We start from the raw sequence: 13,639 nt of genomic DNA on the forward strand, positions 1-13,639 counted from the left end.
CGAATACCAGAGGCGCGGCGCGAAGAAAAAACGTGGCGTGTTTCTATGAAACTTCACTGATTGGACGGTTGATGCGCTGGCCCCGATTTACGCGCCTCATAATTGCGCTCGTCATTCTCTGCGCCGCGGCTGCAGCAACCTTGCTGGCCGTGGTACCTTTTATTGTCTCTACCGATGCCATCCGTATCCGCGTTGCACAGGAAATCAGCGCCTGGACCGGCTATAGCGTTGAACTGCGACAAGCCCCTCGCCTGAAGGTGTTCCCCGTTCTGCGCGCATCGTTGAACGGCGTGACGCTCAGCAAACTTACCGATCAGGGTCAGAAACCACTCATGAGCGCTGATCGCATCGATGTGGAGCTTTCTCCGCTCGATGCTATCATGGGACATATCTCGTTTTCCGAAACGCAGATCGTCCGTCCGCATGTAAACCTCGACGGACCGATTTCGAATTTCTCACAGCTCCTCGATGCCATCGCCAATTCCAACGGACGCCTCGGCACCGCGATCCGTGCGCAGCGCGCCCTGCAGAAAGACGGTTCCGGGGATAATGCACAGGCAACGCAGCAGGCTTCACAACCGTTTGGCCGTGTCGTGGTTCGTGATGGGACGATTGCCTTCAACCGTCCGGATAGCGAGCCGGAAATCACCAGTGACGAGCAGATAACCGATGTCAACGCAACACTGGAATGGCCGCGCACATCAAGCGCCGCAACGCTGAAGGGCAGCGCCAAATGGCGCGAAGAGACCTCCCAGTTCAGCCTGACTGCCGCACAAGCGCTGCCGCTTCTGGCGGGCGGCACATCGGATGTGACCGCAAGCCTGACCGCCAATCCGCTAAGCCTCACATTTCAGGGCAAGGCGAATATTTCCAAGGATCGTTTTTTCGAAGGCGATCTGACTGCCAAAACCCCGTCACTCAGCGGCGCGGTACGCTGGCTCAGCCTTCCGCCAATTGCGGGCAGCGCCGAAATTGGTGCATTCTCGCTGGAATCCACCATAACCGCGACACCGAAACGGCTGAAATTCGCCGATGTGGAAATGACCGCCAGCGACAGCCCGGCCAAGGGCGTGATCGAGATCGGTCTGGAACAGGAACAGCCTGCGGTAACCGGAACACTGGCTTTCGACAAGCTTGACCTTGGTCGCCTGTTTTCAGCCTTCATTCCACTGCCCGATAGCGGCGCGCGCTCGCCGAACGAGCGCAACAATCACGACCGCGACGTGGTCGATACGAGCTTCATTGATCGCGCAGAAGTCGACCTTCGCCTTTCCGCGCAGAGTGCCACGGCGGGCCCGGTGAACATGACGGGTGTAGCTGCTGCGGTTCAGATACGAGGCGGACGTGCCATCTTCGACATCGGCGACGCCAAAGCCTTCAACGGCATCATGCAAGCCAATGTGCAGATCGTGCGTGACCTGAAAAGTGCGAGCGGCGAATTGCGTTTCAACGCCTCGGATATCGACAGTTCGCAGTTCTTTACGGCACTTGGCTTCGACAAGCCTTTCGTAAGCGGCAAAGGCAATGTTTCCCTGTTCATGAAAGGTCCGGCCAATCGCTGGTCCGGCCTTTTGACCAACGCGCAGGGCAATGTTTCCATCCAGCTCAACAATGGTCAGATGCAGGGCTTTGCCGTGCAGGATTTTCTGACCAAGGCGCAGAGCCAGCGCTTCTTCGCTCTGGAGCGAAAGGAAAACGTCGCGCTTGCCTTCAATCGTCTGGATGTGAAAGCCAATCTGTCCGATGGTGTGGCGACGCTGGAAAATGCGCGTCTCGACACTTCCGATGGCACGCTGACGCTGGCAGGCATTGTGCCTTTCGTGGATCGCAGTCTGGCGCTGAGTGGTGAAGTCGTTTTCCCGAACAGCCAGCCGCAGCAGCCACAGGAAGGCAGCACAGACGGTCAGGATAGCCAGCCGCCAGCCGAAACTCCGCCCGCCAAGCCGCCGCTCAATTTCTTCGTCGGCGGCTCGTGGGATCGGCCATTTATTTCACCGTCATCCATGGAAACGGGGCAGTAAGCCCCGTTTTTCATTATCCCATACGGAATGCCGCCTGCTCGTCGCGGCGGCGCTGCACTTCACGACGCTTGTTGACGACCGAGGCGATGATGACACCGATCGTCACCAGCGCGATCAGGATTGTACAGACAGCGTTGATTTCCGGCGTCACACCAAGGCGCACCTGGCTGTAGATCTTCATCGGCAGCGTGGTTGCGCCCGGACCAGAGGTAAAGCTTGCAATCACCAGATCGTCGAGCGACAGGGTGAATGCAAGCATCCAGCCCGAAACCACCGCAGGCAGGATGACCGGCAGAGTTACCTTCATGAACGTCGTGACCGGCGGCGCGCCCAGATCCATTGCCGCTTCTTCCAGCGAACGATCAAAGCTCACCAGACGCGACTGCACGACGACCGCCACGAAACACATCGAAAAGGTGATGTGCGCAAGCGTCACCGTCCAGAAGCCACGGTCGAAATTCATCGCCACGAACAGCAGCAGCAATGAAAGACCGGTGATGACATCCGGCATGACCAGCGGTGCGTAAACCATGCCCGAAAACAGGATGCGTCCGCGAAAGCGCGTATAACGTGTCAGCGCCAGCGCTGCGAGCGTACCCAGAACCGTCGCAATCGTTGCGGACAGAAGGCCGACGCGGATCGTCACCCATGCCGCATCCATCAGCGCCTGATTGCGAAACAGCTCGACATACCATTTGGTCGAGAATCCGGCCCAGACCGTGACCAGTCGGGATTCGTTGAACGAGTAGATAACCAGCAGGACGATGGGCAGATAGAGGAAGGCAAAGCCCAGAGCCACCGATGCGATATTGAAGCGGGACCAGTTGTTCTGCATCCTATTTCCCCTTTTCCTGCGCCCGCGCCTGCGCCTGCTGGAAAATTACGATCGGAATGATCAGCAGGATCAGGAGCACCACAGCCACCGCCGACGAGACCGGCCAGTCGCGATTGGAGAAGAACTCACTCCAGATCGTCTTACCGATCATGAGTGTCTGCGAACCACCGAGAAGGTCCGGAATGACGAACTCACCTACGGCCGGAATGAACACGAGGAAACAACCGGCCAGCACACCCGCCAGCGACAACGGGAAGGTGATTTTCCAGAAGGCGGCAAACGGTGTGCAGCCCAGGTCCTGCGCCGCTTCGATGAGCGAATAGTCCATCTTTTCCAGCGAGGAATAGATCGGCAACACCATGAACGGCAGATAGGAATAAACGATCCCGATGAAGATGGCCGTATCGGTATTGAGAATATTGAGCGGCGTATCGATGACGTTGAGCCACATCAGAAACTGATTGAGCAGGCCTTCCGGCTTCAAAATACCGATCCATGCATAGACGCGGATCAGAAACGACGTCCAGAACGGCAGGATCACCAGCATCAGCAATGTCGGACGGATTGTCGTTGGCGCGCGCGCCATGCCATAGGCCATCGGATAGGCGACAAGCAAGGTCAGGAAGGTGGAGATAGCCGCAATGCGGACACTGGACAGATAGGCTTTGTAATAAAGCGGATCATCCAACAGCCAGAGATAATTGTCGAAGGAGAGTTGTTTGATTTTCTCCCACGTTGCTGCGAACCCCTGTGCCAGATCGAAAGTTGGCATATAGGCCGGGATCGCCATCGCGACTTCCGACAGGGAAATCTTGAAGACGATGAAGAACGGGACCAGAAAGAATACCAGCAGCCAGAGATAAGGCACTGCGATGACGAGACGGCTGGCAATGGAAGCGACGAGCTTCTGCATGGTGGCCTCCTCAGGCGGTCAGCACCAGACCGGCATCGGTATCGAAGGAAACCCAGACGCGCTCGTCATAGGTCAGCGGATTTTCCGTCTTGCGCACGGCATTGAGGCTTGCAGCCTTGATCGTGCGCCCATTTTCCAGCCGCACATGGAACACCGTCATATCGCCGAAATAAGCGATATCCCAAAGCTCGCCTTCCACCGCATTGACCGAAGCATCGTCCGGCTTTTCGCGTGTGATGCGTGTCTTTTCAGGACGCACCGCATACCAGACCTTCTGGCCCGGATCGAGTTCTTCGCGGGTCTCGGTCTGAATGTGAAAGCCGAATTTTTCCGTGGCGATTTCTGCCTCGCCGTTCGCGGCTTTCACCACTTCGCCTTCGATGATGTTCACATTGCCGATGAAGTCAGCCACGAATTTGGAGCGCGGCGCCTCATAGACTTCCGCCGGCGTCGCCACCTGCTTGATGCGGCCCTTGTCCATCACCGCGATGCGGTCGGACATGGTCATTGCTTCTTCCTGATCGTGGGTGACGACCATGAAGGTCATGCCAAGCTTGACCTGCAAATCCATCAGTTCGAACTGGGTCTCCTCGCGCAGCTTCTTGTCGAGCGCGCCGAGCGGCTCATCCAGCAGCAACACCTTGGGGCGCTTGGCAACGGAGCGGGCAAGCGCCACGCGCTGGCGCTGGCCGCCGGACAACTGATGTGGCTTGCGCTTGCCATATTGCTCCAGCTTCACGAGCTTGAGCATTTCGGCCACGCGCGCGTCTATTTCCGATTTCGCCATACCGTCCTGCTTGAGGCCGAAAGCGATATTGTTCTCGACCGTCATATGCGGAAACAGCGCATAGGACTGGAACATCATGTTGACCGGGCGCTTATAGGGCGGGATGCCGCGCATATCCTGGCCGTCGAGCGTGATGCGACCCGATGTTGGCTCCTCGAAACCTGCCAGCATGCGCATCAGCGTGGTCTTGCCACAGCCGGAAGCCCCCAGCAACGCAAAGAACTCGCGATTGAAAACATTGAGCGACAGATCATCGACGGCGGTAAAATCGCCGAATATTTTCGTCACATTCTCAAAAGAAATGAAGGGCTTGGCCGCCGGATCGTTCCAGGGCGCAAATTTGCGGCGAAAACTGCCAAAAGATTCCATTCCGTTCCCCTATCCGATCTACCCGGAACCAAAAGCCTGTCTTTAAAGCGGGACCGCTCTCGATAATTATGCTGTATTACAAGACGCAGAGCGGCCCTCCGTCTGCACAGTGGGCCGCTCTTCACGATGTCGGGCGGGACATATCGGTCCCATAGTATTTCGGCTCTTACTGGCCGGTGACGATCTTGGTCCAAGCGCGGGTGACCACGCGCTGGGTCTTGGTGTCATAAGGCGTGGGCACGAACAGCTTCTTCATGACGTCTTCGGTCGGATAGATTTCCGGATCGTCAAGAATTTCCTTGTCGATGAACTCCTGCGAGGCCTTGTTGCCATTGGCATAGAACACGTAGTTCGAAGCCTTGGCAGCCACTTCCGGACGCATCATGTAGTTCATGAATTCAAGCGCTTCCGGCACATGCTTGGCGTCTGCCGGGATCGCCATCTGGTCGAACCAGATCAGCGCGCCTTCCTTCGGGATCGAATAGCCGATCTCGACGCCCTGCTTTGCTTTTTCAGCGCGATCACGTGCCTGGAAGATATCGCCCGAATAGCCGATGGCCATGCAGATATCGCCATTGGCCAGCGCATTGATATATTCAGACGAGTGGAACTTGCGGATATTCGGGCGGATCTTCAGATAAAGATCCTGAGCCTTCTGCAGATCGTCCGGCGACGGCGAATTCGGGTCGAGACCCAGATAATTCAAAGCCGGGCGCAGCATTTCGCTGGCCGAATCAAGAAGATAGATGCCGCAACCTTTAAGCTTCGCAGACTTTTCCGGGTCGAAAAGCACGTCCCAGGAGTCGATTGTGTCGGTGCCGAGCGCTTCCTTGATCTTGGCCTTGTTGTAGCCAATGCCGGTCGTGCCCCACATGTAGTTGACGGAATATTCGTTGCCCGGATCGTAGGTTGCCGCGCGGTTGGAGATTTCATCCCACATGTTCTTGAGGTTCGGCAGCTTGTCCTTGTCGAGTTTCAGGAACACGCCTGCCGGAATCTGACGGCCAAGGAATTCGCCCGATGGCACCACGAGATCGTAGCCGCTGCCACCGGCCAGGAGCTTGGTCTCCAGAATTTCGTTGGAGTCGTAAACGTCGTAGACGACCTTGATCCCCGTTTCCTTGGTGAAATCCTTGAGAATGGAGTCGTCGATATAATCCGACCAGTTATAGATATTGACCACCCGCTCCTGCGCGCTCGCGGAAAATGTGGCAGCCGCTACAAAGCCCGTCACGACGGTCGTTGCCAGAAGGAAGGATTTGATCCCCATCGTTTGCTCCAATCTGCACGATAAATTCCGGTGCAGGTTCAAGGTGTATATACTGTTTCTTTATTGCACTTTTTTAGATTGCACAGCATTCGTCAACAGGGTCGTGACAGGACGAACATAAAAATTGCATCGCAGGACCCATCCGCCCCCATCCGTGGGGCAATGAGATTTCGGTTATGCCTGACAAACACCAGCTTACTATTGGAAGTCGAAGGCCGATATCCCCGCCACCATCTCATCCAGCCCGAGCGGACGTGTCAGCGGTGGCTCGGCACGAGTGATGCAGCCCTGCCTTTCGCACAGACGACAGGCCGGACCGATCTCGGTATTACCAGCCTTTGAAAGTGACGCGCCATAGACCGTGTCGGCCCCCGCTTCCAGCGCACAACCAAGCAACAGCGCTGTCCGGCGCGGACGCTCGCTGAATGCGCCCTGCGGCCCCTCCAGCGTGCGGGCAATTGTCAGGAAAGCCGAGCCGTCCGGCAGTTCCGCCGGTTCCACCAGCACCTGCCCTGCCTGAGCGAAAGCCGCATAGACCGGCAGCTTTGGGCATTGACCGCCGAAGCGGGTCGGAAAACCTTCCGCTCCTGCAACGCGCAGTCGATTGCCTGCATGATCGATTTCCATCACGAAGAAGGGCAGCGCACTTGCCCCCTGTCGCTGCAAGGTGGTCAGCCGGTTTGCCGCCTGCTGGAATGAAACCCCGAAACGCGTGCGTAGCACATCGACATCATAACGGGCCCGCACAGCTGCATCGCGAAACTGGCGATAGGGCATCATCAAGGCCTGCGCCGCATAGCGCGCCAGTTCGAACCGCGCGATGCGCTTCGCCTCGCCCGATGACAGTTTCAAGCCCTCCGTTTCTGCGCCGATCACCACCTGCATCCGGATCAGCGCCGCCTCCATGGCAATTTCCTGCAGCTGATCGAAGGGCGACAGACGCTCCGAGATGAAAAGCCGCTGCGAATGCCGGTCATAACGCCTGCGCCAGTTCGGCATGGTGGCGACCGGCAACGTGCGAACCGTGATGCCATGCTCGCGGCGCAGCCAGTCCTTCAAGGCGCTGGGTAAATCCCCGTCCGGCTTAAGGAGGGTGTAAAAGCTCTCCGCCTCTTCCTCGATACGCGGATAATGGTTGGCCCGCCGCGCCATCACATCGCGCACTTCATCGAGCGGCAGGCGCGTCGCGGAAAGCTCAGCCCCGCTTCCCTCATGCGACAGCAATTGCGACAAATCGGACAAGCGTTGCTGCTGCTCGCGATAGGCACGGTAAAGCTTCATGATGCCGACGGCAGCATTGGGCGCGGCCTCGCCGATTTCGACCAATTCCTGATCGCCCGGCAGTTCACCGGTCAGAAGTGGATCGGAAAACACTTCCTTCAGCCCCGTGATCGTGGAGCCGCTTTCGGCCTGAAGACTGTCGAGGTCGAGCTTGTAAACACTGGCGAGCTTCAGCAAAAGCTGCACCGTCAGCGGTCGTTGATTGCGCTCGATCAGGTTCAGGTAAGACGGCGAAATACCGAGCGCCTCGGCCATCGCCGTCTGGGTCAAGCCCCGCTCGTTGCGGATGCGCCTGATGCGTGGGCCGGCAAATATCTTGCGTTCGCTCACCTGGTCCTCCCGACCCATAACGGCAGTTTTACAATTCATGACAAAATAGCTGTAAAATTCATCTTTGACAAGATTTACAAATTTACAGTGCCATCCAGTCAAAACTCCGACAGCATTACCTCAATTATAAGCTCTTTTTATTGGTTTTTCTGGCGCACTAACAATCTCGATTGTAAATCTGGTCACAGAAAGAGCGCAGACAAATTGCTCTTCCAGAACCAGTCCAAAGTGTGAGGAGACACCGAAATGACAGATTTTTACAGCCTTATTCCTTCGGCACCAAAGGGTCGCTTCGACGGCATCCAGCGTGCGCATACGGCCGAAGATGTAAAAAGGCTGCGTGGTTCGGTGGAGATCAAGTATTCGCTGGCCGAGATGGGCGCCAACCGCCTCTGGAAGCTGATCCATGAGGAAGATTTCGTCAATGCGCTGGGCGCACTTTCCGGCAATCAGGCCATGCAGATGGTTCGCGCCGGACTGAAGGCAATCTACCTCTCCGGCTGGCAGGTTGCAGCGGATGCGAACACGGCTTCGGCCATGTATCCGGACCAGTCACTCTATCCGGCGAATGCCGCCCCAGAACTGGCCAAGCGCATCAACAAGACGTTGCAGCGTGCCGACCAGATTGAAACCGCCGAAGGCAAGGGACTTTCGGTCGATACCTGGTTTGCCCCCATCGTTGCCGACGCTGAAGCAGGCTTCGGTGGCCCGCTGAACGCTTTCGAGATCATGAAAGCCTTCATCGAGGCGGGTGCAGCAGGCGTTCACTACGAGGACCAGCTCGCCTCGGAAAAGAAGTGCGGCCATCTTGGCGGCAAGGTTCTGATCCCGACGGCAGCGCACATCCGCAACCTTAACGCGGCGCGCCTGGCTGCTGACGTGATGGGAACGGCAACGCTGGTTATCGCCCGCACGGATGCGGAAGCCGCCAAGCTTCTGACTTCGGATATCGATGAGCGCGACAAGCCTTTCGTCGATTACGATGCGGGCCGCACGGCGGAAGGCTTCTATCAGGTGAAGAACGGCATTGAGCCATGTATCGCCCGTGCGATTGCCTATGCGCCTTATTGCGATCTGATCTGGATGGAAACATCCAAGCCTGATCTCGAACAGGCCCGCCGCTTCGCGGAAGCCGTGCACAAGGCACATCCGGGCAAGAAGCTCGCTTATAATTGCTCGCCGTCGTTCAACTGGAAGAAGAACCTCGACGATGCCACGATTGCCAAGTTCCAGCGCGAGCTGGGCGCGATGGGCTACAAGTTCCAGTTCATCACGCTGGCCGGTTTCCACCAGCTCAACTTCGGCATGTTCGAACTGGCACGCAGTTACAAGGATCGGCAGATGGCAGCCTATTCCGAATTGCAACAGGCGGAATTTGCAGCCGAAGCCAACGGCTACACCGCGACCAAGCATCAGCGTGAAGTCGGCACCGGCTATTTCGATGCCGTATCGCTCGCAATCACCGGCGGCCAGTCTTCGACCACCGCCATGAAGGAATCGACTGAAACAGCACAGTTCAGACCGGCTGCTGAATAACAGCCCGGCGACAAACAGGAGGAACAGTTCCATGAATTCGCCAGCACGCGTCAAGGAAAGAGCAGAAGAACAATCTTCAAGCATGACCACGGATCAGCAGACCGTTATCCGTATGCTCGCCAACGATCTGCATCGCCTCAACTACACCGTCATGAAGGCGGTCGAGGCAGGCGTTTCCGTGGAACTGGTCCGCTCGGCCCGGCATCATGGCGGCGACGGCAACTGGGGTGATCTATTGATCCCAGTCATCGTCACCCACGACAAATGATGATGCTTTCGACAATCGCCGTCGCCGCCATGTTCCTTCATTTTGTGTGCCTTCGGCAGCACGGGAACGGCGACGGCAACTGGGGTGATCTACTGATCCCAGTCATCGTCACCCATGACAAATGATGACGGTCCTCGCTCTCATGCTCGCTGCCATGCTCACACACTTCTCTTTTGGCAGCGACACAATGTCCAAACTGGCAGTTGCCCGTAAAATTCGATGAAACAGGGTTGATCTGCCACTCGCTTTATGGTCGGATTTCCTCAACTGACCTCCCCGGCTGGCCCTGCCAGTCGGGGCTTTTTTTTACATAAGAAGATAATCGACTGGTTGAGGAAGGTCGGGCAGGTTTTCCTCGCCCAATGCTTCCCGCAGATTGATTTCGATTGTATCGGCGATAGCCCCGATGGGCAGATCGTTGGGCAATGTTCCGAACGGCTCCTCCAGCTCGTCGCCCAGCGCATCCAGCCCAAAGAAAGTATAGGCCACCAGTGTCGTCACAAATGGCGTTCCCCAACCAAGCATATCGGCAAAGCCGAACGGTATGAAGAAACAGAACAGATAGGCCGTGCGATGCAGAAGCAGCGTATAACCGAAGGGAACCGGCGTGAACCGCAACCGCTCGCAGGCCGCCTGAACCTCTGCCAATGCAGACACTGAACTGTCAAGCGTCTGGAAATCGACCGGATGCAGAGCGTCTTTCACACGCATATCCGCCAGAGCTGCACCAAGCCGACGCAAGATGAAATCAGGCTTGTTGCGGCTTTCCGCCAACGCTTTCCGCTCTTCCGCAGACAACCATTTGTCGTATTTGTTTGAGCCACCGGTTTCCTCTGGCCGAAGATGGCTGACCATGGCCTGCGAAAACGCAATCGCATAACGGAGCAGCTTTTCCCGTCCGCCTTCCAGTCCCGGCACATTCTCCAGCAACAGCGTCTGACGCCCCAGACCGCGTGTCGTATAGACGAGTTTACCCCAGATTTTGCGAGCCTCCCACCAGCGGTCATAACAGGCATTGTTGCGGAAGCCGAGAAAGATCGAAAGCGCAATGCCGAGCAGCGCCAAAGCCGTCCCGTTGTTGACGGCTGGCACCCAGCCGGGAAACGCGCGATGCGCCCACACAACCAGCACCGACAGAAGGAAAACCGCAAAAATCTGCGGCAGGATACGCAGGATGATGGAGCCCTTGAGTATGAAGAAGAGCTTCCACAAAGGAGGGCGCGGGCGAACGATCATTTCAAGTGGGTCCGACGAAGATGAGCAAATGCAGCCTATACGCCTTCTTGCAACACACGACCAGAAGCACCCTGTATTTTCTTACCGTATAAGAGAATACAAAATTATATTATTCTAAATAACAGTATTACTTCTCATAAAATTGTTCTGACAAATATTATTTTATCAATTTTCATGGGTGAGAAATGTCAATCCAATCCTTGATAGACAATATTGCCTCAAACGCCAATATAGATCCTGGAACCGCCGAGCAAACAGTTGGTATATTGCTCTCCATCATCCAACACGAGGCTCCCATTGTCGCGCCGCAAATATTCAACCTGATTCCCGGAGCGCCCGCACTGGCACGCGCCAATGATGTGCTCAACCCTGAAAATCATCATGCAGATGGGATCCTCGGAACAGTTTCGAATGTGGCCGGAAATTTTGCGGGCGAGCGAATAGGCGCTTTGGTCTGCGGTCTGGCGGCATTGAAATCCACCGGCATGAGCATGGATCAGGCCAATCAGGCATTCCTGACAGTCATCCGTCATATCAGGCAAAAAGATCGCGAACTTGTGCGAAAGCTCTTTGCTTTCGTCCCGGCACTGAAAAGCCACTTCAATATTCCGCAAACTGAATCTTGACCGAAAATTCACCGAACTCCAACAAAGCCGCGCCTCATGCATTGACGCCGGTGCACCATTGGTGGTCCCTGCACCCCGATCCGGCGCACAAGCCTGCGGGTCACTTGTAAATGGTTGGTCGTGGAAGCCATAGGGTTTGCTCGCCGACTGCGGTTTGAACCGCCCCTTGCGGGGGCAAGGAATTTGGAATTTTCATGTCTGTTCAGTCTCTCATTGACAGTATCGCCACCAAGATCAACATCAATCCGCAGCTTGCAGAAAAGCTGGCTGGCTCGGTGTTTTCCGTTCTGCAGCACAGCGCACCGGAAATCGGCAACAAGATCTTCGCACTCCTGCCGGATGCCCAGCAGCTCGCCAGCGCCCACGACGTGCTTGCCTCGAGTACCGGCGGCATTATGGGTGCGCTGTCGGGACTGATGGATAATGTGGCCGGCGAAAAGATGAGTGCGCTTCTCAAAGCCGCTGCCACGCTTCGTTCCAGCGGCCTCTCCAGCGACCAGATCACCGAAGCAGGCGGGCAGGTGATCAATTATGTGCGCGACCATGACCCGCAGCTGGTCGACCAGCTGGTTGCAAACGTACCCGCTCTCAAGGGCCATTTCGGTCTCTGACACATTGATTTTCTTTTGTGTGCGCTTTCTGCGATGGCGCACACAAAAGCTTGCCGGACCCATTTGTCATTGAGGCCGGTCGCAGCTATCATGCCGTTATCGAAATCATTTTCTGGTGATTGATGTCTGCTGATACGACGGAAAAGAAGGTTACGCGCGCCCCGCGTCGCCGTACGCCTGCCTATGTCAAATCTCTTCGCGGTGTGAAGAACTGGAAGCAGGCGACCGAATGGCTTGCCTGGCGTGACATCGAAGACATCGAATGCATTACCCCCGATCAGGCGGGGGTTGCCCGCGGCAAGATGATGCCGTCGAAGAAGTTCACTTCCAATACCTCGCTGGCATTGCCTTCGGCCGTCTTCATGACGACGATTTCCGGCGACTATCCGGAAGACGGCTACGGCTTTCATTACCCGGAGGATGACGGCGACCTCAAGCTGGTGCCGGACCTCTCGACCCTTTCGGCTGTGCCGTGGGAATCCGATCCAACGGCACAAGTTATCTGCGATCTCGTCTATCAGGACGGACGCGGGGTGGAATTCACTCCGCGCAACGTGCTGCGCAATGTCGTTGCCGCCTACAGCAAGCGCGGCCTGAAACCGGTCGTTGCCCCGGAAATCGAGTTCTATCTGGTCCGCAAGAACCCCGACCCCGACTATCCGCTGACGCCACCTGTCGGTCGCTCGGGTCGCGCCATTGGCGGCGGACAGGGCTATTCGATTGCAGGCGTGAACGAGTTCGACGAACTGATCGACGACATCTATCATTTCTCCGAAGGCCAGGGGCTGGAGATCGACACGCTGATCCACGAAGAAGGCGCTGGCCAGCTTGAGATCAACCTGCGCCATGGCGACCCGGTGGAACTCGCCGACCAGGTTTTCATGTTCAAGCGCACCATCCGCGAGGCGGCGCTCAAGCACGACATGTATGCCACCTTCATGGCCAAACCCATTCAGGGCCAGCCCGGATCGGCAATGCATATCCACCAGTCCATCGTGGACAAGAAGACCGGACGCAACATCTTCACCAATGAGGATGGCAGCGAAAGCGAGGCTTTCCGCCATTTTATCGGCGGCATGCAGCGTCATGTGCCGAATGCGCTTGTCATGTTCGCGCCCTATGTGAATTCCTATCGCCGCCTGACGCCGGATGCTTCCGCACCCGTCAACGTCAAATGGGGCTACGACAACCGCACCACCGCTTTCCGCGTGCCGCGCTCCGACCCCAATGGGCGCCGCGTGGAAAACCGCATCCCCTCCTCCGATGCCAACCCCTATCTCGCGCTGGCGGCTTCACTTGCCTGCGGCCTGATCGGCCTCGTGAACAAGATTGAAGCTGAACAGCCTGCGACCACCAGCGTCAACACCAAGGAAATCGAACTGCCCCGCGGCCTGATCGACGCGGTGGAACTGTTTGAGGAAGACACGGAGCTGCGCAATCTGTTCGGCAGTTCCTTCGTCACGACCTATGCCGCCATCAAGCGTGCCGAGTTCGAAACCTTCATGGAAGTCATCAGCCCGTGGGAACGCGAGTTCCTGCTGCTCAACGTCTGACCG

At 56.8% G+C, this 13,639-nt stretch carries 12 protein-coding genes; 6 read left to right on the forward strand and 6 right to left on the reverse strand.

The features are described from left to right. Positions 1-71: 71 nt before the first annotated feature. Positions 72-2,021 (forward strand): AsmA family protein, encoded by a 1,950-nt coding sequence (locus OANT_RS20250; RefSeq protein WP_012093274.1) that lies wholly within the window; start codon positions 72-74, stop codon positions 2,019-2,021. A 13-nt stretch (positions 2,022-2,034) separates the two neighbouring features. On the opposite strand, the gene OANT_RS20255 is transcribed toward OANT_RS20250, so the two are convergent. The 5 genes from OANT_RS20255 to OANT_RS20275 form a co-directional block, all read right to left on the reverse strand. Then, entirely contained in the window at positions 2,035-2,856 is an 822-nt protein-coding gene (locus tag OANT_RS20255) for an ABC transporter permease (protein ID WP_010659111.1), read from the reverse strand. A 1-nt stretch (position 2,857) separates the two neighbouring features. After that, complete coding sequence (locus tag OANT_RS20260) at positions 2,858-3,769, reverse strand: ABC transporter permease subunit (protein WP_010659112.1); 912 nt, start codon at positions 3,767-3,769, stop codon at positions 2,858-2,860. Between the two features lie 10 nt (positions 3,770-3,779). After that, on the reverse strand, positions 3,780-4,925 hold the full coding sequence (locus OANT_RS20265; protein ID WP_012093275.1) for an ABC transporter ATP-binding protein: 1,146 nt from the start codon (positions 4,923-4,925) through the stop codon (positions 3,780-3,782). Between the two features lie 166 nt (positions 4,926-5,091). Beyond that, positions 5,092-6,195: a polyamine ABC transporter substrate-binding protein gene (locus tag OANT_RS20270; protein WP_010659114.1), complete on the reverse strand. Its 1,104-nt coding sequence runs from the start codon at positions 6,193-6,195 to the stop codon at positions 5,092-5,094. A gap of 198 nt (positions 6,196-6,393) precedes the next feature. Beyond that, positions 6,394-7,806, reverse strand: coding sequence for a helix-turn-helix domain-containing protein (locus tag OANT_RS20275; protein ID WP_040128638.1), 1,413 nt, complete (start codon positions 7,804-7,806; stop codon positions 6,394-6,396). A gap of 246 nt (positions 7,807-8,052) precedes the next feature. On the opposite strand from OANT_RS20275, the gene aceA reads away from it, so the two are divergent. Beyond that, positions 8,053-9,342 carry an isocitrate lyase gene (gene aceA / locus OANT_RS20280; RefSeq protein WP_012093277.1) on the forward strand — a complete coding sequence of 430 codons (1,290 nt, stop codon included), beginning with the start codon at positions 8,053-8,055 and terminating at the stop codon, positions 9,340-9,342. Positions 9,343-9,373: 31 nt separating this feature from the next. Beyond that, the gene (locus OANT_RS20285) at positions 9,374-9,610 is read left to right on the forward strand and encodes an SMc00767 family acetate metabolism repressor (RefSeq protein ID WP_010659117.1); all 237 of its coding nucleotides are present in this window, start codon (positions 9,374-9,376) and stop codon (positions 9,608-9,610) included. Positions 9,611-9,916: 306 nt separating this feature from the next. Here OANT_RS20285 and OANT_RS20290 read toward each other — a convergent pair whose 3' ends face one another. Further along, complete coding sequence (locus OANT_RS20290; RefSeq protein WP_012093279.1) at positions 9,917-10,846, reverse strand: bestrophin family protein; 930 nt, start codon at positions 10,844-10,846, stop codon at positions 9,917-9,919. A 185-nt stretch (positions 10,847-11,031) separates the two neighbouring features. Here OANT_RS20290 and OANT_RS20295 point away from each other — a divergent pair, with 185 nt between their 5' ends. The 3 genes from OANT_RS20295 (at position 11,032) to OANT_RS20305 (ending at position 13,636) form a co-directional block, all read left to right on the forward strand. Beyond that, positions 11,032-11,472 carry a hypothetical protein gene (locus OANT_RS20295; protein ID WP_012093280.1) on the forward strand — a complete coding sequence of 147 codons (441 nt, stop codon included), beginning with the start codon at positions 11,032-11,034 and terminating at the stop codon, positions 11,470-11,472. 194 nt (positions 11,473-11,666) lie between these two features. Beyond that, positions 11,667-12,083: a 3-hydroxyacyl-CoA dehydrogenase family protein gene (locus OANT_RS20300; RefSeq protein WP_012093281.1), complete on the forward strand. Its 417-nt coding sequence runs from the start codon at positions 11,667-11,669 to the stop codon at positions 12,081-12,083. Positions 12,084-12,205: 122 nt separating this feature from the next. Then, positions 12,206-13,636 carry a glutamine synthetase family protein gene (locus tag OANT_RS20305; RefSeq protein ID WP_010659122.1) on the forward strand — a complete coding sequence of 477 codons (1,431 nt, stop codon included), beginning with the start codon at positions 12,206-12,208 and terminating at the stop codon, positions 13,634-13,636. Positions 13,637-13,639: the final 3 nt, after the last annotated feature.

Source organism: Brucella anthropi ATCC 49188 (genome assembly GCF_000017405.1).
GTDB classification, from domain to species: Bacteria; Pseudomonadota; Alphaproteobacteria; order Rhizobiales; family Rhizobiaceae; genus Brucella; species Brucella anthropi.